Origin of the sequence: Steroidobacter denitrificans (assembly GCF_001579945.1) — a bacterium.
GTDB lineage: Bacteria > Pseudomonadota > Gammaproteobacteria > Steroidobacterales > Steroidobacteraceae > Steroidobacter > Steroidobacter denitrificans.
In genome coordinates, this window is record NZ_CP011971.1 from 2,472,148 (window position 1) to 2,493,690 (window position 21,543).

14 protein-coding genes are annotated in these 21,543 nt (G+C 62.1%); 6 read left to right on the plus strand and 8 right to left on the minus strand.

Annotation, left to right across the window (positions count from 1 at the left end; all coding sequences use genetic code 11):
- Positions 1–67: 67 nt before the first annotated feature.
- Positions 68–3,367, minus strand: coding sequence for a bifunctional proline dehydrogenase/L-glutamate gamma-semialdehyde dehydrogenase PutA (gene putA / locus ACG33_RS11175; protein ID WP_083536806.1), 3,300 nt, complete (start codon positions 3,365–3,367; stop codon positions 68–70).
- 137 nt (positions 3,368–3,504) lie between these two features.
- On the opposite strand from putA, the gene ACG33_RS11180 reads away from it, so the two are divergent.
- On the plus strand, positions 3,505–4,011 hold the full coding sequence (locus ACG33_RS11180; protein WP_066921229.1) for an Lrp/AsnC ligand binding domain-containing protein: 507 nt from the start codon (positions 3,505–3,507) through the stop codon (positions 4,009–4,011).
- A gap of 140 nt (positions 4,012–4,151) precedes the next feature.
- Here ACG33_RS11180 and ACG33_RS11185 read toward each other — a convergent pair whose 3' ends face one another.
- The 4 genes from ACG33_RS11185 to aceE form a co-directional block, all read right to left on the minus strand.
- A complete protein-coding gene (locus tag ACG33_RS11185) occupies positions 4,152–5,132 on the minus strand; it encodes an NAD(P)H-quinone oxidoreductase (RefSeq protein WP_066923284.1) in 981 nt (326 codons plus the stop codon).
- Positions 5,133–5,220: 88 nt separating this feature from the next.
- Positions 5,221–7,008, minus strand: coding sequence for a dihydrolipoyl dehydrogenase (lpdA, locus tag ACG33_RS11190; protein ID WP_066921231.1), 1,788 nt, complete (start codon positions 7,006–7,008; stop codon positions 5,221–5,223).
- Between the two features lie 32 nt (positions 7,009–7,040).
- Positions 7,041–8,477 (minus strand): 2-oxo acid dehydrogenase subunit E2, encoded by a 1,437-nt coding sequence (locus ACG33_RS11195; protein ID WP_066923288.1) that lies wholly within the window; start codon positions 8,475–8,477, stop codon positions 7,041–7,043.
- An 81-nt stretch (positions 8,478–8,558) separates the two neighbouring features.
- Positions 8,559–11,228, minus strand: a complete 2,670-nt coding sequence (gene aceE / locus ACG33_RS11200) for a pyruvate dehydrogenase (acetyl-transferring), homodimeric type (protein ID WP_066923291.1) — start codon at positions 11,226–11,228, stop codon at positions 8,559–8,561.
- Between the two features lie 70 nt (positions 11,229–11,298).
- On the opposite strand from aceE, the gene ACG33_RS11205 reads away from it, so the two are divergent.
- The 3 genes from ACG33_RS11205 to rnt are packed head-to-tail and all read left to right on the plus strand — an operon-like array spanning position 11,299 to position 14,689.
- Positions 11,299–13,008 carry a M17 family metallopeptidase gene (locus ACG33_RS11205; RefSeq protein WP_157071765.1) on the plus strand — a complete coding sequence of 570 codons (1,710 nt, stop codon included), beginning with the start codon at positions 11,299–11,301 and terminating at the stop codon, positions 13,006–13,008.
- Positions 13,005–14,045 carry a dihydroorotase gene (pyrC, locus tag ACG33_RS11210; protein ID WP_066921235.1) on the plus strand — a complete coding sequence of 347 codons (1,041 nt, stop codon included), beginning with the start codon at positions 13,005–13,007 and terminating at the stop codon, positions 14,043–14,045. The genes ACG33_RS11205 and pyrC overlap by 4 nt, the downstream gene beginning before the upstream one ends.
- Positions 14,042–14,689 carry a ribonuclease T gene (gene rnt / locus ACG33_RS11215; RefSeq protein ID WP_066921237.1) on the plus strand — a complete coding sequence of 216 codons (648 nt, stop codon included), beginning with the start codon at positions 14,042–14,044 and terminating at the stop codon, positions 14,687–14,689. Before pyrC ends, rnt begins: the two co-directional genes overlap by 4 nt.
- Here the strand turns inward: rnt and grxD are convergent.
- Positions 14,682–14,993, minus strand: coding sequence for a Grx4 family monothiol glutaredoxin (gene grxD / locus ACG33_RS16770; protein WP_066921239.1), 312 nt, complete (start codon positions 14,991–14,993; stop codon positions 14,682–14,684). The genes rnt and grxD overlap by 8 nt on opposite strands.
- A 609-nt stretch (positions 14,994–15,602) precedes the next feature.
- Here grxD and nadC point away from each other — a divergent pair.
- Entirely contained in the window at positions 15,603–16,457 is an 855-nt protein-coding gene (nadC, locus tag ACG33_RS11225; RefSeq protein ID WP_066921241.1) for a carboxylating nicotinate-nucleotide diphosphorylase, read from the plus strand.
- Positions 16,458–16,483: 26 nt separating this feature from the next.
- Here the strand turns inward: nadC and ACG33_RS11230 are convergent, their stop codons facing one another.
- Positions 16,484–19,171 (minus strand): EAL domain-containing protein, encoded by a 2,688-nt coding sequence (locus ACG33_RS11230; protein ID WP_157071766.1) that lies wholly within the window; start codon positions 19,169–19,171, stop codon positions 16,484–16,486.
- Between the two features lie 395 nt (positions 19,172–19,566).
- Here ACG33_RS11230 and ACG33_RS11235 point away from each other — a divergent pair, with 395 nt between their 5' ends.
- The gene (locus tag ACG33_RS11235; RefSeq protein ID WP_210399029.1) at positions 19,567–20,577 is read left to right on the plus strand and encodes a cation diffusion facilitator family transporter; all 1,011 of its coding nucleotides are present in this window, start codon (positions 19,567–19,569) and stop codon (positions 20,575–20,577) included.
- A 71-nt stretch (positions 20,578–20,648) separates the two neighbouring features.
- Here the strand turns inward: ACG33_RS11235 and ACG33_RS11240 are convergent, their stop codons facing one another.
- The gene (locus tag ACG33_RS11240; RefSeq protein ID WP_157071767.1) at positions 20,649–21,473 is read right to left on the minus strand and encodes a lysophospholipid acyltransferase family protein; all 825 of its coding nucleotides are present in this window, start codon (positions 21,471–21,473) and stop codon (positions 20,649–20,651) included.
- Positions 21,474–21,543: the final 70 nt, after the last annotated feature.

The window sequence follows — 21,543 nt, forward strand, 5'->3', positions numbered from 1 at the left end:
CGTCGGGGTCGGGGCAAACACGCCTGGAGCCGTTCGCCCCATCCAGCACGGCCGGGAAAAGAGTTGCTCAGTCATCCCCCAGGCGCAGCAAGGTGATATTGCCGCCCGTCGCCGCGGTATTGACCGATAAGACCCGCTCGGCGGCGAAGCGCGGTAGATACAGCGGCCCGCCCGCCTTGGGCCCGGTGCCCGACAGGCCGTGCCCGCCGAAAGGCTGCACACCGACGACCGCCCCGATCATATTGCGGTTGACATAGACATTCCCCGCCATGGACGCATCGAATATCCGGCGCGACATGGCTTCGATCCGGGTGTGCACGCCCAGCGTCAGGCCAAAGCCGGTGGCGCGCAGCTGCGCCAGATGCTTCTCCAGATCGCGCAGGCGAAAGCGCACCACGTGCAGCAGCGGACCGAAGTGCTCCTGCTCGAGCCGGCGGATGGAGTCGATCTCGAACAAATGCGGAGCGACGAACGTACCGCGCGCGCAGGCTTCGCCCAGGCGCGAGACATGCAGCAGCCGCCCCTCCGCCTGCAACGCCTCGACATGCGCCAGCAGAGCCTTGCGTGCCGGCTCGTCGATGACCGGTCCGACATCGGTCGACAGCAGCCCCGGATCGCCGACGCTCAGTTCATCCATGGCGCCCGTGAGCATCTCGATGATGCCGTCGGCGACCTCGTCCTGCAGATACAGCACGCGCAAGGCCGAGCAGCGCTGACCGGCGGAGTGGAAGGCCGAGCGCACGACATCGTCGACGACCTGTTCCGGCAGCGCCGTGGAATCCACGAACATGGCATTCTGGCCGCCGGTCTCCGCGATCAGGGGAATGATCGCACCGCGCCGCGCCGCCAGCGTCTTCGCGATCAGCTTGGCCGTCGCCGTCGACCCTGTCAGAGCCGCTCCCGCGATGCGCTCATCCGCCACCAGCGCCGCGCCGACCATCTCGCCCGTGCCCGGCAGCAGATGCAAGACGTCGTACGGCACACCGGCGCGATGCAGCAGCTCGATCGCCTCGGCGGCGATCAGCGGCGTCTGCTCTGCGGGTTTGGCCAGCACCGCATTACCCGCAGCCAGGGCGGCCGTCACCTGGCCCAGAAAGATGGCCAGCGGGAAATTCCAGGGACTGATGCAAACAAAGGCGCCGCGCCCATGCAGACTGTACAGGTTCTGCTCCCCCGTCGGCCCCGGCAGTAGATGCGCCGCACCGAACCGGCAGCGCGCCTGCTGCGCATAGTAACGACAGAAATCCACCGCCTCGCGGCACTCGGCCAGCGCATCGTCCACGGTCTTGCCCGCCTCGCGCACCAGCAGCGACAAGAATCGCTCGCGGCCGGCCTCCAGCGCATCGGCGGCACGCTCCAGCACCGCGGCACGTGCCTCCGCCCCCTGGGCATCCCAGGCGGCATAGTTGCTCACCGCGGCATCCAGTGCCCGGTCCAAATCGGCGGATGTCGCATCCCATACATGGCCGACGATATCGGTATGATCGGCTGGATTGGTGATGGCCAGGCGGCCTCGCCCGGTGACCGCACCCGAAACGATCGGTCCCGCCGCCCACTGCCGATTCTTCAGCGCACCCAGCTTCGCCAGCAGCGCAGCCGTTTCCTGCGGATCGTTCAGATCCAAACCTGTCGAATTGCGCCTTGTTGACAAGTTATCGGACAGGAATGGATTTTCCGCATTGATATCCTGGCCGCAGGGCGCTTCTGCAGACGCTCCCTCATAAAGCGCGCAAGGCAGCGGGATCTTCGGATTCGGGAGTGAGGGCAGCGAAAGAATCCGGGCGACCGGATCCTCGACCAGCCGCTCGATCGCAGTGCGTTCGTCCATGAAGCGATTGACGAAGGAACTGTTCGCGCCGTTCTCGAGCAGGCGGCGGACCAGGTAGGCCAACAAATCCCGGTGAGCGCCGACCGGCGCATAGACACGCACCTGCGGTAGATCCGGCACCTGATCGCGAACCGCCGAGTACAGCAGCTCACCCATGCCATGCAGGCGCTGGAACTCGAAGTCGCGGCGTTCGCCCGCCATCTGCAGCACGCCGGCGATGGTGTGCGCGTTGTGGGTGGCGAACTGCGGATAGAACACCTCCGGATGTGCCAGCGCCTTGCGGGCGCACGCCAGGTAGCATAGATCGGTCGACATCTTGCGAGTAAAGACCGGATAACCCGCCACGCCCAGTTCCTGGGCACGCTTGATCTCGGTATCCCAATAGGCGCCCTTCACCAGGCGCAGCATGAAGCGCCGGCCGGTATCGCGCCCCAGCGCGATCAGCCAGTCCAGCAAGGCCGGCGCGCGCTTGGAATAGCATTGCACTGCCAGCCCGAGCCCCTGCCAGTGCGCCAACTCGCGATCCCGCGCCAGCGCTTCGATGAATTCCAGCGATAGATCCAGGCGCGCAGCCTCCTCGGCATCGATCGTCATGGAGATGCCGCCGGCGCACGCCTGCAGCGCCAGCCGGCGCAGCCGCGGCAGCATCTCCCGCAGTACACGTGTTTGATTGGCGTAGTCGTAGCGAGGATGCAGCGCCGACAACTTCACGGATACGCCGTGTGCGGCATAGACATCACCGCGGGCCGCCGCTGCCGTCACGTCGATGGAACGGCTGTAGGACTCGAAGTAGCGCTGCGCATCCGCCGCCGTGCGCGCGCCCTCACCCAACATGTCGAACGACGCCACGCAGTGCGTCTGCTGCGCCTTGTCCAGGGCTTCCTCGATCGTTCGTCCCAGTACGAACTCGTTGCCCATGATCTTCATGGCCTGGCGTGTCGCGGCGCGCACGACCGGCTCGCCCAGTCGATTGACCAGCGAGCGCAGCAGACCGTTGTCCTGACCCGATAGGCGCGTATCCAGCGCCACGATGCCGCTCGACAGCATCAGTGCACGAGTCGCCGCGTTGACGACGGTCGAATCCGATTGCGAGCGATGTGCCGACCATGCGCCCGAGCGCAACTTCTCGGCGATCAGATTATCGGCCGTCTGGGCATCAGGGACACGCAGCAACGCCTCCGCCAGGCACAGCAACGCGATACCCTCATCGCTCGACAAGCCGTACTCCTGCAGAAAGACTTCCAGCACGCCACGCTCTCCTTTGCGCGCACGTGTCCGGCTCACGAAGCGGCTCGCCTGCGCCACCATCCGCGTACGGTCGGCCTGCGACAACTGCACGGCCGCAAGCAATGCGTTCACGGCCTGCGTCTCCTCCGTATACAACGCCGACCGAAACGCGGCCCGCAAGGCAGCCAGATTTCCGGGACGTGGGTGTTCGGACGGCGGCGGCACCGCAGGATGCAGTGCCGCAGGGACAGAAGAGACGGGGCGCACGGGTGATGACGGCGGCGGCGGAGTTCGAGGAGGAGGCGTATCCATATCGAAGTACCTGGGTCGAGATGCCTGGATCGAAATGCATCGTTAAGATGCCACCAGTCACAGAGAATAGTTCTCCATTTAATAATCTTGAGTAGTCATTTATCCTATAAATACACTCGAGAAAGGGAATCATTCCAATGAAGCGGGAACCGCGGCTGGATCTCATCGATCGCAAAATTCTGCAAATCCTGCAACGTGACGGACGGATCGCCAACGTGGACCTGGCGCGGCACATCCACCTGAGTGCTACGCCATGTTTCGAACGGGTGCGGCGGCTGGAAGACAGCGGCTACATTCAGCGCTACGTCGCCCAGCTCGACCCGCGGAAACTCGGTCTGGGGCTGCTGGCTTTCGTCGAAGTATCCCTGGACAAGACCAATCCCGAGGCGTTCGCCGCCTTCGGCAGAACCATAGCCGACATGCAGGAAGTCCAGGAATGCCACATGGTTGCCGGCGGGTTTGACTATCTGCTGAAGCTGCGTGTGACGGACATGTCCGCCTATCGCCGTTTTCTCGGCGAGCGTGTTTCCTCACTGCCCGGTGTGAGCCGCACCCATACCTATTTCGTCATGGAGGAAGTCAAGGCCACACAAGAAATCGCCATAGCGGCATCGAACCCGAAACCGCTTCCGGCGGCGGGATGAAACTTCCGGCAGCGCGTCGACCGGCAGCGCGTCGATGCTCCCGGCAGCAGATCGTTACTCCCGCCGGCTGACCAAAAATCGACGACCCTTACAGCAGGTCGATGATCCTCGTATCTATCCTTACAAGATCAATTGACGAATCAATCGACACTCAAGACGATCTTGCCGATATGCTGGCCACTTTCCATGTAGGCATGCGCCTGCGCGGCCTGCTCCAGGGGAAAAACCTTGTCCACCACGGGCCGCAGCCTGCCGTCGGCAAGCCTCGGCCAGACATGCTGCAGCAGCTGCGCCTTGATCTCCCGCTTGAACGCCGCCGGACGCGGCCGCAGGGTTGAACCGGTAATCGTCAAGCGCCGCTGCATGACGCGCAGCACATCGACCTCGCCCTTGATACCCCCCTGGGTGGCAATCATCACCAGGCGGCCTTCATCCGCCAACACCTGTACATTGCGCGACAAATAACTGCCGCCGATCATGTCCAACACCACATCGACGCCGCGATTCGCAGTCAGAGCGGCGATCTCGGCGACGAAATCCTCGCTTTTGTAGTTGATCGCGCGTGTCGCACCCAGTTGTTCGCAGTATCGGCAGCGTGCATCCGTGCCCGCCGTAACATAGGTCGTATGCCCCATCGATGCCGCCAGCTGGAGCGCCGTCACCCCGATGCCGCTGGCGCCGCCATGAATCAGCAGGCTCTCCCCCTGGCGCAGCCGGCCGAACATGAACACATTGCTCCAGACGGTAAAGTAGGCTTCCGGAAGACTGGCCGCCTCGATCATGCCGAGCGAACCTGGGACGGGCAGCACCTGGCCGGCATCCACGGTGCAGTACTGCGCATAGCCGCCGCCTTGCAGCAGCGCACATACCGCATCGCCAGCGGTGAATTCCGTAACTGCATCACCCACCGCCACGATCCTGCCCGCCGCTTCCAGGCCGGGATTCGCCGGCGCGCCCGGCGGTGGCGGATAGCGCCCGCGCCGCTGCAAAAGATCGGCGCGGTTCAGGCCCGCAGCCGCCACCCTGATGAGCACCTCCGTCGGCTCCGGGGCGGGTACCGGGCGATCGAGAAACTCCAGCGCTTCCGGTCCACCCGGTTGCGGCGCATCGATCACCTTCATGCTCATCGGCAAGTCGCTCACCACTATGCTTCCCTGTATTTTCCAACGCCGCGAATATTACATTCGAGCGTTTGACGTAAAACTCAACCTATTTCTTTCCTGGGATATAGAGATCCGTCAACACGCCCTCGAAGGCTTCCGCCGCGAACATGATCGTCTCGGACAAGGTCGGGTGGGGATGAATCGTCAGGCCAAGATCGTGGGCATCGCTGCCCATCTCGATGGCCAACGCCACCTCGGAAATCAAATCTCCGGCATGAGGCCCCACGATGCCGCCGCCGATGACCCGGCGCGTCACCGGATCGAACAGCAGCTTGGTGCTGCCCTCCTCGCGCCCCAGCGACAAGGAACGGCCGCTGGCGGCCCAGGGAAAGCTGGCCTTTTCATACGGAACGCCCTTCGCCCTGGCATCCGTTTCGGTCAGACCCACCCAGGCGATCTCGGGATCCGTGTAGGCCACCGATGGAATCACGCGCGCATCGAAGGCGCGCTTTTCGCCGTGGGCCACTTCGGCGGCGATCTTTGCTTCATGGGACGCCTTGTGAGCCAGCATCGGTGGACCGACGATATCCCCGATCGCGAAGATATGCGGCACGTTGGTGCGCATCTGCAGATCGACCGGGATGTAGCCGCGCTCGTCCACATGCACGCCTGCGACCTCGGCGCCGATGTTGCGGCCGTTCGGACTACGCCCCACGGCGATCAGTACCTTGTCGTAGATCTCGGGCTGCGGCGCCGACTCGCCTGCGAACGTGACTCGCAGACCTCGCTTCAACGCCTCGATCTTGGCGAGCTTGGTCTTCAACAAGATGCGTTCGTAGCGTTTCTCCAGGCGTTTCTGTAGAGGCCGCACCAGGTCGCGATCGCAGCCGGGTATCAGCCCGTCCGTCAGTTCCACGACGCTGACATTCACGCCCAACGCCTCATAGACCGTCGCCATTTCCAGGCCGATGATGCCGCCGCCCACGACCAACAGACGCTTGGGCAGATCCAACTCCAGCGCGCCGCTGGAATCGATGATACGAGGATCATCCGGCAACCCGGGCAGGCGGATCGGCTCCGAGCCCGCCGCGATGATGCATTGGCCGAAGCTCACGCGGCACACGCCGTCCGCGGACCTGGCTTCCTGCGGCGGTGTCGCGCCCGTGGGGAGATGATCCTCGGCAACTTCGATCTCATGCGCCGACACGAATCGCCCGCTGCCGCGGATCACCTGCACCTTGCGCTGCTTCGCCAGCCCCGCCAGGCCGCCGGTCAGACGCGCGATGATCCCGTTCTTCCAGTCCCGCAACTTGGATGCATCGATCTTCGGCTTGCCGAAAGTGATACCGGCACGCTCGATCTCCCGCGCCTCCTCGATCATCTTCGCCGCATGCAGCAACGCCTTGGACGGGATACAGCCGACGTTCAGACATACACCGCCCAGCACCGGCCAGCGCTCGATGAGCGCCACCTTCATGCCTAGATCCGCGGCACGGAATGCAGCCGTGTAGCCGCCCGGTCCCGCGCCCAGCACCACCAGATCATAATCATGGCTCGTCGCGTGATGCCCCGCATCTGATACCCCCGCGCCCCTTGCAAGCGCATGCTGCGTACCGGCGTCAGGCACGGCAGCGGTCGAAGATGCGGCCAGCGCCGGCGGCGACGCCTCCAGGATCAGAATCAGGCTGTCCTTCGACACCCGGTCGCCTTTTTTCAGCTGGATCGATTGCACGATGCCGGCTACCGGCGAGGGCACGTCCATCGCGGCCTTCTCGGTTTCCAGCGTGATCAGCGGGGTTTCCGCAGCAACCTGATCTCCCGGCTCTACCAGCACATCGATGACTTCGACATCCTTGAAATCACCGATGTCGGGAACGCGGATTTCACTGGTCATGAGAACTCGATCACAATCACCGTAATGACGATCTAGGGAACCGCTTCCAGCAGGCCATTCACATCGGCGAGCTTGCGCGCCAGAAAACTGGTGAAACGCGCACCGGCCGCGCCATCGATGACGCGATGATCGTAGGCCAATGTAAACGGCAGAATCAGGCGCGGCACGAACTGCCCCTCCTGCCAGACAGGTTTCATGCTGGCGCGCGCCACGCCCAGGATCGCAACTTCCGGCGCATTGATGATGGGCGTGAAGGAGGTACCGCCGATGCCGCCGAGACTGGACACCGTGAAACTCGCACCCTGCATGTCGGCGGCCGACAGCTTGCCCTCGCGGGCCTTCTGCGACAACGTGCCAAGCTCGCGTGCCAGTTCGTAGATATCCTTCTTGTCCGCATCGCGGATCACCGGCACCAGCAGCCCTTGGGGTGTGTCCGCGGCAAAGCCCAGATGCATGTACTTCTTGAGCACAAGATTGGCGCCCGAGGCATCCAGCGAGCTGTTGACGAACGGAAACTCCTGCAGCGCCTGCACACAGGCACGCAGAATGAAGGCGAGCGGCGTGAGTTTGATGCCGGCATCGAGCGCCTTCTGCCTCGATTCGATGCGCGCCGCATCCATCGCGGTGATGTCTGCCTCGTCCATCTGCCAGACATGAGGAATATTGAGCCAGCTTGCCTGCAGGTGCGGTCCGGAAATCTTCTGGATACGGCCGAGCGGCTGACTCTCGATCGGACCGAACTTGGCAAAATCGATCTCGGGGATCTTGGGCAGCGCACCACCACCGGCCGAAGAGACGCCCGAGGCCAGGGTGCGCTTCACCCAAGCCTTGACGTCGTCAGGCGTGATGCGGCCTTTCAGGCCGGAGCCTTCGATCTGCGTCAGATCGACGCCGAGTTCGCGCGCAAAGCGGCGCACCGAGGGACTGGCATAGGCACGCGCGAAACCGGCTTCGCCCATGACGAACGAGGATGCGGCGGTTAAAGACACCGGCGCCTCGCCCTTCCCGTCCTTGTCATCCGGCACGACATCCGCCCCGACAGGCGAGCGGCTTGCAGCCGCCGGCGAAGTTGCCGTCGGGGCGCCTGCATCGCCGAAGACCGCTGCCGGCGGCTGGAGCGCCGAGGGCGACTCGGCCGAGGCCGGTTGAGCTGCTGCCGGCGAAGCCGCCTGGGATACCGTCTGGGATACCGTCTGGGAGGCTTCCTGGATCCGCTCGGTCGAAGCCGCAGGCACGCCGGCTTCGAACTGCGCAATCAAGCTGCCCTTGGATACCCGATCGCCTTTTTTCAATGCCACCGCGGTGATCGTACCGGCCACCGTCGAGGGCACATCCATCGTCGCCTTTTCGGTTTCGATGGTGATCAGCGGCGTATCGACTTCAATGACATCGCCCGGCGTGATCAGCACGTCGATGACTTCGACGTCCTTGAAGTCGCCCAAATCAGGAACGGTTATGTCTTGCGCCATGCTCTGCCATTCATTCGCCATGAGCCGGACACCGTGCCCGGCCCTTCGATCGAATTCGTCTGCCTGATTCCCTGACGCCGTTTACTGGGTCACTGGATTGGGACTGTCGGGATCGATATGAAACTTCATCATGCAACTCTTGACGGTCGCCATGTCGAGCTTGCCTTCGTCCGCGAGCGCCCGCAGCGCGGCGACCACGATGTGCTGATGATCGACCTCGAAATGCCGGCGAAGTTGCGCGCGCGAATCCGAGCGGCCGTAGCCATCCGTACCCAGCACGATGTAACGTCCTGGAACCCACTGCCGGATCTGGTCCGGCACGATCTTCATGTAATCGCTGGCGGCGATGAAGGGACCGGTACGATCCCCCAGGCACCGGCGTACATAGGGCTGCTGCACGGCGGCGTGTACGCTCAATATATTGCGCCGCTCGACATCGAGTGCTTCACGGCGCAGCTCCGAATAGCTCGGCACGCTGAAAACATCCGCAGGCACGCCATAGTCCCTCTCGAGAATACGTGCTGCCTCCAGCACCTCACGCAGGATCGTGCCCGAACCCAGCAGATTCACGCGTACCTTGCCGGGTCCGCCCGGCTGCAGCAAATACATGCCTTTGAGGATGCCCGGTGCGGCGCCTTCGGGCATGGCGGGATGGCTGTAGTTTTCATTCATGCAGGTGATGTAATAAAACACATCCTCCTGCTCGGCATACATGCGCCGCAGTCCGTCCTGCACGATGACCGCCAACTCATACGCGAAGGTCGGATCGTACGAGATGCAATTGGGTATGGTCGTGGAAACCAGGTGGCTATGCCCGTCCTGATGCTGCAGTCCTTCACCGGCGAGCGTGGTACGGCCGGCCGTGGCGCCGACCAGAAAGCCGCGCGCCTGGCTATCGCCCGCAGCCCAGATGAAGTCGCCCACTCGCTGGAAACCGAACATCGAATAATAAATGTAGAACGGCACCATATTGACGCCGTCGGTGGCATACGCCGTCCCCGCCGCGATGAACGAGCACAGTGCACCGGCCTCGTTGATGCCTTCCTGCAGAATCTGTCCCTTTTTGTCTTCCTTGTAGAACATGAGCTGATCGGCATCCTGCGGCGTATATAGCTGCCCCACCGATGAATAGATACCGATCTGCCGGAACAGCCCTTCCATGCCGAAGGTGCGCGCCTCGTCGGCGACGATGGGCACCACATACGGTCCCATGTTCTTATCCTTGAGGAGCGCCTGCATGATGCGCACCAGTGCCATCGTGGTCGAAAACTCGCGCTCGCCGGAGCTCTCCAGCAGCGAGGCGAAGGCATCCAGCCCCGGCACCTTCAGCGGCGGCGCCTTGCTGCGCCGCTGCGGCAGATAGCCGCCGAGCATCTGGCGGCGCTCCTGCAGATACTTCATCTCCTCACTGTCGGGAGCCGGCTTCTTGAAGGGCGCGTGCTTGATCTCCTCGTCCGAGATTTCGATGAAGATACGATTGCGAAACTCCTTCAGCGCCTCGTCGTCGAGCTTCTTCTGCTGATGAGTAATATTCTGGCTCTCGCCCCAGCGCCCCATCAGGAAACCCTTGACGGTCTTGGCCAGAATCACGGTCGGCTGTCCCTTGTGATTCACGGCAGCCCGATAGGCGTTGTAGACCTTCTTGTAGTCATGACCGCCGCGATTCAGACGCCAGATATCGCTGTCGGTCATGTTTGCGACCATGGCCTTCAGTTCGGGATGCTTGCCGAAAAAATGCTCGCGTGTGTAAGCGCCGCCCTTGGCCTTGTAGTTCTGGTATTCGCCGTCCACGCACTCTTCCATTACGCGCTGCAGCAGACCCTTCGTGTCCTTGGCGAACAAAGGATCCCAGCGAGATCCCCAGATAATCTTGATGACATTCCAACCGGCACCCAAAAAAGCTGCTTCCAACTCCTGGATGATCTTGCCGTTGCCACGCACGGGTCCGTCCAGGCGCTGCAGGTTGCAATTGATGACGAACACCAGATTGTCGAGCTTCTCGCGCACCGGCATGGTGATCGCGCCCATCGACTCGGGCTCGTCCATTTCGCCATCGCCCAGAAATGCCCAGATCTTGCGATCGCCGGCAGGCGCCAGACCACGGTTCTCCATGTAGCGCTGAAAACGCGCCTGATAGATCGCCATCATCGGACCCAACCCCATGGACACGGTCGGAAATTGCCAGAAATCCGGCATCAGCCACGGATGGGGATAGGAACTCAGACCATGCTCGGGGCTGAGAACCTCCTCGCGAAAGTGTTTCAGGTGCTCCTCGGACAGCCGGCCCTCCAGGAATGCCCGCGCATAAATGCCGGGGGATGCGTGTCCCTGGAAGTAGACCAGGTCGCCGGGATGCTGCTCGGAGGGTGCGCGCCAGAAATGATTGAAACCGACTTCGTACAAAGTCGCGGCGGACGCGTAACTGGCAATATGCCCGCCATACTCGGAACTTTGCCGATTGACTTGCACGACCATCGCCATCGCGTTCCAGCGCAGATATGCCTCGATACGCCGCTCGATCGAGCGATCGCCCGGGTATTCCTCTTCATGGCCTGCAGAAATGGTATTGACGTAGGCCGTATTGGGCTTGAACGGCAGGTAGGTGCCGGAGCGGCGTGTAAAATCGATCAGCCGCTCGAGCAGAAAATGTGCCCGCTCCGCGCCATGGCTCCTCAGAACCGAATCCATCGATTCCAGCCATTCGCGAGTTTCCTCGGGATCGAGATCGTCGAATCGGGAAGCTTCAGACATGTGCGTGTGCTGTTGGAGTAGGCCGCGTATCATCGGAGTTTGAAAATTGCCGGTCAAGGAATCTCACCTGGTGGAACTGCTTCCCGCACAGCGCAACATTCGTATCCTGCAGGAACGTGCGGAATTCACGGACAATATGCTGCGGACACATGATGCAGCCATCATGGTCTGTGAACATGAGCACGCAGAAATACTACTCGAGAAGCTGCCTCTGGGTTCCACCTGGCGCCAGTTGTACCGGCAGGCCAAGGCTGCCGGCCCGGTCGGCGTACTGGTCACATCGCTGACAATCGCGAACACGCCATCCACGCGCGGCAGCGCGCGCGCGGCCGGTAGCGCTCGGGCCAACGGCCGAGCACCTGGACAGGCACGCGTGCTGCCGCTGGTGCTGGCGTTCGCGAAGGCCGATTTGTCCGCCTTCGAGCGGCTGAACCTGGCCGCCCGGGCCTGGAAGGCACTGGCCGCTCCATCCGGCGCTCGCATCGTGCTGAGTGCCCACGGACTGGCGCCGGCATCCGCCGCCGGAATGCTCGAAGCCCTGCTGGCCGCTGCACTGGCCGGTTCCGCCCCCATGCCGACATGCAAATCCCAACCTCGAGACAAAAACACTCCATCACGATTCATACTGGCCGGCGCCACGGCCGAGAAGGTGGATACGGCACGCTGCAATGCGATCGACCGCGGCAATCATCTGGCGCGCTGGCTCACGATGCTGCCGCCGAATGTGCTGGATTCCGCCAACTACCCACGTATTTTGCGCCGGTTGGCGCGACAGCACGGCTGGCAGTGTTCCTTCCTGGACGAAACCGCACTCAGGCGTTTGGGCGCCGGCGCCTTCCTGGCCGTCAGCCGGGCGAATCGGCATCGTCGTGCAGGTATCGTACGCTTGCACTACCGCGGCACCGGCAGGCGCGCCGCAGCTGCCGAAACGCTGCGATCCCTGGCGCTGGTCGGCAAGGGCATCTGCTTCGACACCGGCGGCATCAATCTCAAGACCCATAAAGGCATGTATCGCATGCACGAGGACATGCAGGGCAGCGCCGTCGCCGTCGGCACCTTGCTCGCACTCAGTGAACTGAAAGTTCCCTACGACATCGACTGCTGGCTGGCAATCACCGAGAATGAGATCGGTGCACATGCCTTCAGACCGCAAGAGGTCGTACAGGCGGCCAATGGCACCAGCATCCAGATCGTGCACAGCGATGCCGAAGGGCGCATGGTGCTGGCCGATACGCTGGCGCTGGCCGCCGGCGCCCGGCGTATATCGCGTACCGGCATGCCGGCTGCAAGGCGACCCGATCTGCTCATCGATTTTGCCACGCTGACCGGAGCCTGCATCGGCGCGCTGACCGAGCGCTACAGCGGTATTTTTACGAATCGTGCCGACTGGAACGGCGTGCTGGAACGGCATGGGCGCGATTGCGGCGAACGCGTCTGGCCGTTTCCAATGGACGAGGATTTCGACAGCGAACTGGAATCCCCGATTGCCGACATACTGCAATGCGCAATGGACGGCAAGGGCGATCACATCCTGGCAGCCCGCTTCCTGAACCGCTTCGTACCGGCCGAAATCCCCTGGATCCACCTGGATCTCGCGGCTGCCAATCGTACCGGCGGATTGGGGCATATACCGACGGACTGCACGGGTTTCGGGGTACGCTACGTCACCACGCTGCTGCTGGAACGGAGTCTATGGCCGCCGCACGGTACAGCGCGCCGCCCGCGCACCCGCCGTGCGCCAGCCACAACGAGCAACACACGGATCGGGGCGAGCACATGACGACGTTGAGAATTCTACGGCCGGACGACTGGCACCTGCACGTGCGCGACGGTGCTCATCTGACCAGTATCGTGCCGTTCACCGCCAAACGGTTTGCGCGCGCCGTGATCATGCCGAATCTGAAGCCACCGGTGACCCATGTAGACATGGCTCGCGCCTACCGAGAGCGCATCCTCGCGGCCGTCCCCGCAAACCTGACGTTCGAACCTCTGATGACTCTCTATTTGACGAACACTACTTCCGCCGCCGACCTGCGGGCAGCGCGAGACAGCGGTTTCGTCATCGGCGCCAAACTATATCCGGCGGGCGCCACGACCCATTCGGATGCCGGCGTCAGTGCGATCGAACGCATTTATCCGGCGCTCGAAGCCATGCAGGAATACGATCTGGTGCTGCAGGTGCACGGTGAAGCGACCGATGCCGCAGTCGATGTGTTCGATCGGGAAAAAGTATTTATCGAGCGCGTGCTGGCGCCGCTGGCGGAGCGCTTCCCGGCGTTGCGCATCGTGTTCGAACACATCACTACACGCGAGGCCGTGCAATTCGTGCACTCGGCACGCACGGGCGTAGCCGCGACGCTCACGCCGCAGCATCTGCTGCTGAACCGCAATGCACTATTCCAGGGCGGCATTCGTCCGCATCACTACTGCCTGCCGGTGCTCAAGCGCGAAGCCGACCGCCGCGCCCTGATCGACGCGGCAACCAGCGAGGATGCGCGCTTTTTTCTGGGTACCGACAGCGCACCGCATGCCCGGCACACCAAGGAAAACGCCTGCGGCTGCGCGGGCGTCTTCTCGGCACACGCCGCTATCGAACTCTATGCGGAGGCCTTCGAGGAGGCCGGCTGCCTGGAACGCCTGCAGGCATTCGCCGCGGAGCGAGGCGCCGATTTCTATGGTCTGCCGCGCAATACCTCCTTCATCACGCTCGAACGAGCTACATGGATGCCGCCGCCCGCATATCGCTTCGACCAGGACGAACTCGTGCCATTTCGCGCCGGCGAATCGATCCGCTGGCGCCTCGTCGAGGAATCATGATCTTGAAGGACCTCAGTCCGACTCCGCCGTTCGTTCATGGCAAAATGCCGATGGCACACCGTTTCCGAGGATTCCTGCCGGTCGTCATCGACGTGGAATGCGGCGGCTTCAACCCGAATACCGATGCGCTGCTGGAAATCGGCGCAGTGCTGGTCGAGATCCAGGCCGACGGCACGCTGCTGCCCGGGGAAGGCTGGCGCTACCACGTGAAACCCTTCGAGGGCGCCAATATCGAGGCCGCATCGCTCGCGGTGAATGGCATCGATCCCTATCATCCGCTGCGTCCGGCGCTGTCCGAAAAGGAAGCGCTGACCCGCATGTTCCAGGAGGTGCGCAAGGCCATGAAGGGCAACGATTGCACCCGCGCCGTCCTGGTCGGGCACAATGCCATGTTCGATTTGAATTTCCTCAACGCCGCCGTTGCACGCACCGACATCAAGCGAAATCCATTTCATCCATTTTCGAGTTTCGACACGGCGACGCTGGCAGGCGTCGCCTACGGCCAGACCGTACTGGCGAAGGCGCTGCAGGCCGCCGGTATCGAGTGGGATTCCAGCCAGGCCCACTCGGCGCTTTACGACGCGCAGCGCACCGCCGAATTGTTCTGCAAGATCTGCAACGCGTTTCGTAGAAAAACTACTTAGTGCCGCTGACGAGCTTCTGCAGTTCGCCGCTATTGTACATCTCGATAATGATGTCCGAGCCGCCGATCAGTTCGCCGTTTACATAGAGCTGTGGATATGTCGGCCAGTTCGAGTATTGTTTGAGCGCCTCGCGCAGTTCCGGTTCCTCGAAAATATTCACATGCGCATAGCTGGCGCCCACTGCGCTCAGCGCCCGCACGGCTGCCGCAGAAAAGCCGCACTGCGGAAACTCCGGCGTGCCTTTCATGTACAGCACGACAGGGTTGGAAGACAGCTGCGACTTGATGCGTTCAATGATGTCCACGACTCTACCTCTCGACTCTTGCGTCTTTGCAATCCGTATCCCGGCACCGTACCCCGGAAACCGTGTCTCTCGATCTATGGCTCTGAATCTGCCTTGGGAGCGCCTCGCCAGGGGAGCGCCTGCATCCGCTGCGCCGCATTCCATCGGATCCCGGGCACTGCTCGACCGTTATGCCTGAGCAAACCGTGATCTCGCCCGGGAACCATCCGCAGTCAATGCATATCTGCCCGGCATCGAGCATGCACGGTGGCACAGGAGAATTCGACCGGCTCGGTACGCCATCGATGGCCTCATGGGCGAAGGCGTCCAGAACACTCTCGCAGGAGCCACTCCAGCCGGGATGCTCCCGTCCAGGGCTGTCTGAATCGAGGGTCGTCCGGTCGGGAAAATCTGCTCTGGATCGATGGAATCCGGGATCATTACGGTCGGGCGTCGGCATGACATTATGCGGACCTCGCGACTATTCTTCAAATGCTTTCCAGTCCTGCCTGCAGGATTTGATGATCCTGCCGGGCACACACCGAGCGCCGTTATCGCATGCCTGACGCCACGCGTGATCTTGCAGCTGCTCCGTTTTCTTTTTGAGCACAGCACGCCACACTTCACCACATGGACGCCTTACTTCGTGATCATATTACCCGGACCGTCAGCCTGGCCTTGCAGGAAGATATCGGCGACGGCGATCTGACCGCGGCGCTGATACCCGAGCGGCACCGGGCCAGTGCCATCTTGATGACCCGCGAGGATGCCGTGCTGTGCGGCTCCGCATGGGTGGATGAGGTGTTCCACCAGCTCGATGCCCGAATCGATCTGCGCTGGACGGCCGGTGACGGCGAGTGGGTACGAGCCGGGGAAACCCTGTGTCATCTCGAGGGGCCGGCGCGCGCGCTGCTGACCGGTGAGCGCACAGCCCTGAATTTTCTGCAATTGCTGTCGGCAACCGCCAGCGTGGCACGCCGGTATGTCGAGGCGCTCGCAGGGACCGGCTGCCGCATCCTGGATACACGCAAGACGATTCCCGGGCTCAGACTGGCACAAAAATATGCCGTGCGCTGCGGCGGCGGCGTGAATCACCGCATCGGCTTGTTCGACGCCATTCTGGTCAAGGAAAACCATATCGCAGCCGCGGGCTCGATCGCTGCCGCCGTCGGCGCGGCGCGCCAGCTCGACCTGCGCAATGGGCCGGTCATGGTCGAGATCGAAGTGGAAAATGCCGAGGAACTGCGCCAGGCGCTGGATGCCGGCGTCGACCGGATCCTGCTGGACAACTTCCCACTGGAAAATCTGCGCGCCGCCGTCGCAACGCGCAACGCTCATGCCCACTCATCCACCGAGCTGGAGGCTTCCGGCAACATCTCCCTGGAAACGCTGCTCGATATCGCCCGCACCGGCGTGGACTTCATTTCAGTCGGCGGTCTCACCAAGCACTTGCGCGCGATCGACTTGTCGCTGCGCTTCGGCTGACGGATGGGAAGACGGGCGGAGGTTCCTCAAATCGCCGCGCGCAATACGCGCTGCGGCGTATCGATTCCATAGCCCTGCGCGTAATCCACTCCCAGGCTGCGCAGCATTTCGATGATTTCGCCGTTCTCGGCGAACTCCGCGATGGTCTGCTTGCCGGTCAAATGGCCGATTTCATTGATGGAACGCACCATCTCCCGATCGATGGGATCGCGCAGGATTTCCTTCACGAAAGAGCCGTCGATCTTCAAAAAGTCGACCGGAAAATGCTTCAGATAGCCGAACGACGACAACCCGGTACCGAAGTCGTCCAGTGCAAAACGGCAACCCAGCTCCTTGAGCGCATGTATGAAGCGATTCGCCTGGGAAAAACTGGCGATCGCAGCAGTCTCGGTGATCTCGAAACAGATCTTCGAGGCATCGATGCCGCTGCGATGGAAGTGATCGATGACGAACGGCAGGAACTTGTCATCACCGAGGCTCTGGCCCGACAGATTGATCGAGCACATCTCGAGTTTCTCGCGTTCGTCGGCTTCCGAAACCAGCCAGCGCAGCGCATGCTCGACCATCCATCGATCGATATTGGACGTCAGCCCATAGCGTTCGGCTGCGGCAATGAACTGATCGGGCGTGACGATCTTGCCGGCCTCATCGCGCATACGCAGCAACAACTCGTAATGCAGGCCCGTATGTTGCTGCTGTAGAGGATGAATGATCTGACGAAAGATCTCGAAGCGCCCGTCCTCGAGCGCGTTATTGATGCGCGCCGCCCACTGCATCTCCCGCCGCCGACGCATCAGATCGATATCGTTTTCCTGGAAACTGTAAATGCGGTTGCGTCCCCCTTCCTTGGCTGCGGCACAGGCGCTGTCCGCGGCGGAAATCAGGGCCGCGACATCCTCATTATCCGGAGAGATCGGCACGACGCCGATGCTGGCGCCGAGACGGAAGGTACGCTCTTCCCACACGAATTTATAATTGCGGATCGCCTCACGCAACGATTCCGCATTGCGCACGGCTTCCTCCAGCGTACAGCTCTCCAGCAGCACGCCGAATTCATCCCCACCGAGCCGTGCAAGCGTATCCCGCCAGCGAATCTTGGATTTCAGCAAGGCGCCGACCTGCCCCAGCAATGCATCGCCGGCACTGTGGCCACAGTTGTCATTGATGATCTTGAACTGATCGAGATCGATATGGCACAGCGCATAGGATGCTTCCCGCGCCCGCGCGCTCTTCAGCGCGCGCTCCAGCCGCGCCTCGAACTCATGACGATTGACCAGCCCCGTAAGGATGTCGTGACTGGCGTGGTAGGACAATTTCCGATTCAGCTCGCGGCTTTCGCTCACGTCATGGAATACCAGTACGCCGCCGCTGACCTCGCCGGAGCCGTCGCGTATCGGCGATGCACAGCTTTCGATATAGAGTTCATTGCCGTCGCGCCGGATCAGCAAGGTCGGGCGTACCGACTTGATGGCGCGAGTGCGGCGGATTGCCACGGCCAGAGGGTTTTCCAAGGGCTCGCAGGTTTCTTCATGAAAGCTGCGGAAGATCTCGTCGATCATGCGTCCTTGGGCGTGCTCCAACCGCCAGCCCGTCAGTTGCTCGGCGACCGGATTCAGGTATTCGATTCGACATTTGGCATCGGTCGTGATGACCCCATCACCGATCGACTGCAGAGTGATCTGGGCGCTCTCCTTCTCCTTGTGCAAGGCATCCTCGAACAGCTTGCGCTCGGTAACGTCCAAGTCGACGCCGACGATACGGCGTGCCCGCCCCCCCTCGTCGGTTCTTGCCTTGCCGCGGCTAATGACCCAGACCCAGGCGCCGTCGCGATGCCTGAGACGGTGTACGTTCTCGAATATCGGATTCTTGCCGGCAATATGCTCACGCATTGCCTGGCGCAGGCGTTCGCGATCGTCCGGATGGACCAGGCTTTGCCAGTCCGACGAGTCGAGACTACCCTCATCGTAGCCCAGCATCTCCAGCCAGCGCGGCGAAAGATAGGTACTGCGCCGGTCCAGGTCGATATCCCACAAGCCGTCGTTCGCGCCGAATAGCGCAAGCGCATTGCGCTCCTCGATCACGCCGAAATAACGCTGATAACGCAGCCGCTCGATGCCGGTCACGTAGCTGGAACCGATCAGCTTGAGCATCAGATGCAGATTCGCATCCCAGCTGTCGCGCGGCAGGCTGGAGCACAATGCCATGAAGCCGCGAATACGGCCCTGAATGGCGATTCCCATGATCAGGGCCGCACCGACGTGCAGACTGGCCAGACGAATGGCCTCCGGTGTCAGATGACGACGGGGCTGGGACGTATCACGGATCTCCACGATACGCAGATGTTCGAGACGTTCATGCAGATACGGCAGCCGGTCGAGCGCATCACCGCACAGGGCTCGTGGATCGAAGGTGCTGAACAGGCTGGTCGCCGCGATCACGCTGTCGATCGTGGTATCCGCATCATCGAAAAGGGCGATCAGTACACAATCCAGTCCGGTAGCGTCCCGCAAGGACTCCAGGATCCGTACCAATCCGGGATCATCCTGCTCCTGGCCGAGATTCTGCAGATCGATGACGGCCTTGGTGAGCAGAACGTCGAGGCCGATCTTGGACTTGCGCGCCGAGAGCATCCGCGAAGAAAACGAAGAAAACAAGGATGTACCGAAGACGGATCCCGGTCGTTCGTCAGGGGTCTCGGAAGAGCGGCTAGCCACGAAACATCGATCCAATCGGCCACCGCGGTACAGCGCGTCTGCCCGACAGGGAGGCCTGGCCGATATCCGGGCAGGCGATACCGGAACAGGTCCCGCGAGCAGGTGCCTTCCGGCGAACGATGACAGCCGAGGTGGCACCCCGGCCAGTGGCGGTCATTCCGACATCCTCCCGTAGCCGCCGATTCCCGATACGGCGGAATCAAGCAAGGGCGTGAGTCGATTGTGGCACAGCAATATTGACCTTTGAAGTATGGCCTGCCTGCCCAAGCGATGCCAAGCGATCATTAATTTATCACTTTGCGATAGCGCAAAAATCACCAAGATTAAATCCATGGCGCCAAACCATGATGCCAACGCCAAGACAGCGCTCCGGAGGCCGACCCGGAGCCCCTGCGGTGCTTGTATTGGCCCTGCAGGGCCTTATGCTGGTCATTATGAACGCTCCCAGGGTTCCGATGCGGGACAGGCGTAGCCCTCACTATGACCATCATCATGATCATGTTCACGATCATGGTTCGAGTTCCAGCCGCATACTAGGCTTTGCGCTGGCGCTGACCAGCATCTTCATGGTGGTGGAATTCACCGGCGGTCTGCTGGCGAACTCTCTCGCCTTGCTGGCCGATGCCGGGCATATGCTGACGGACGCTGCCGCGCTGGCGCTGGCTTGGGCGGCAATCCGCATCGCGGCGCGGCCTGCCGATACACGCCGATCCTTCGGCTACCAGCGTCTGCGAGTACTGGCGACGTTCCTCAACGGCTGCGCCTTGCTGATCATCGTCGCCTGGATCGCGGTCGAGGCCGTACAGCGGCTGCTCAATCCATCACCGGTCAACGCCTGGGCCATCCTGTGGATCGGTAGTATCGGCTTCGCGGTCAATCTGACTGTATTTGCACTGCTCCGGAGCAGCGATCGCCATGACATGAATATCGCCGCCGCCACCTTGCATGTCATCGGCGATCTGCTGGGTTCGATGGCGGCGATCATCGCCGCCGTCGTGATCCTGGTCACCGGTTGGCTACCGGTCGATCCATTGCTGTCGATCCTGGTGGGTGCGCTGATCGTGCGCAGCGCACTGGTGCTGGTACGCCGGTCGGCGCATATATTGATGGAAGGAACGCCGGATTGGCTGGATCTGGGCGAGTTGCGTAAATCCTTGGAACAACAGATCCCTACGATACGCGATGTACACCACGTACATGCCTGGCTGATCAGCCCTCAGGAAGCCTTGCTGACCATGCATGCCACGGTCAGTCCGGCAGCCGACCATGCGCAGGTGCTACGCGAAGCCAAGGCGCTGCTGGCTCAGCGTTACGGCATCACGCATGCCACCATTCAGATCGAGATCGAGGGATGCCCGGATGAAAGCTGCGATCAGGATTGCGATCGAGCCATCCGCGCTCCGTGAGCGGCCCGCAACGCCGCCTGATCCCGATGATGGATCGGGTGAACGGTCTCGCATCGCTGACATACCGTCGGCTATAGCGCCGCCCGGGCCTTCTGGAACGTCATCAACAGGCGACGCTCCACTTCGCGCTGAGCCGCCTGCATTTCGGCCTCCTGCATTCGCTTGGGTGGGAAGTAAGGCTCGCCGATCGCGATGCGAATTTTTGCAAAGGGAGGAACCAGGACGAACTTGTCCCAGGTTCCGAGCAGACGCGCCGGCTTCGCGGCGTAGGCGATCGGCACCAAGGGCTTGCCGGTGATCTGCGCTGTAAAGATTGCGCCTGGCTTGAGCACGAAACGTGGCCCGCGTGGACCGTCGGGCGTGATACCGGACGAGATGCCCCGCTTGACGATCGCATGATGGACGCCACGCACGGCGCGCACGCCCGTATAGGAACCCGAACCGCGCACCACATGTGCGCCATATAATTCCGCGAGCATGGTCGGCGCCTGGCCATCCACTGAAGGGGAAATCATGAATCCGGGCTTGAAGCCCTCGACGCCTGTACCCACCAGGTAGCGCGAGCAGATCAACAAATGCTGATGCCAGAACGTCGGCACGACGGCGCCATGTTCCTGGATCAGCGCAACCAGCCGATCGCCGTCGACGACCTTCACCCGGGCGGTACGCCAGATAAGCTCGATAAAGGCTGCTGCAAGCCAGACTGCCAGGTGATAGCCGAACATGCGCACCGGTGTCAGCCGCCGCTTGGACCGTGTGACCTGAGTGGGCTGGGCGGTCCCTGGGGCGAGTCCCGTGCCGGACTCGGTGATGAGTTCTGTAGTCGGCCCAGTGGTCGATCCTGTGGTCGGCCCTGTGGTTGCATTGGGCTTTTCGAACGGCAACGAATCAGTCAAACAGGACTCCTTCGGACACGAATGCCCACTGCTCAAGCCGCTCGTAACGCATGCAACCGCCGCGTCGACC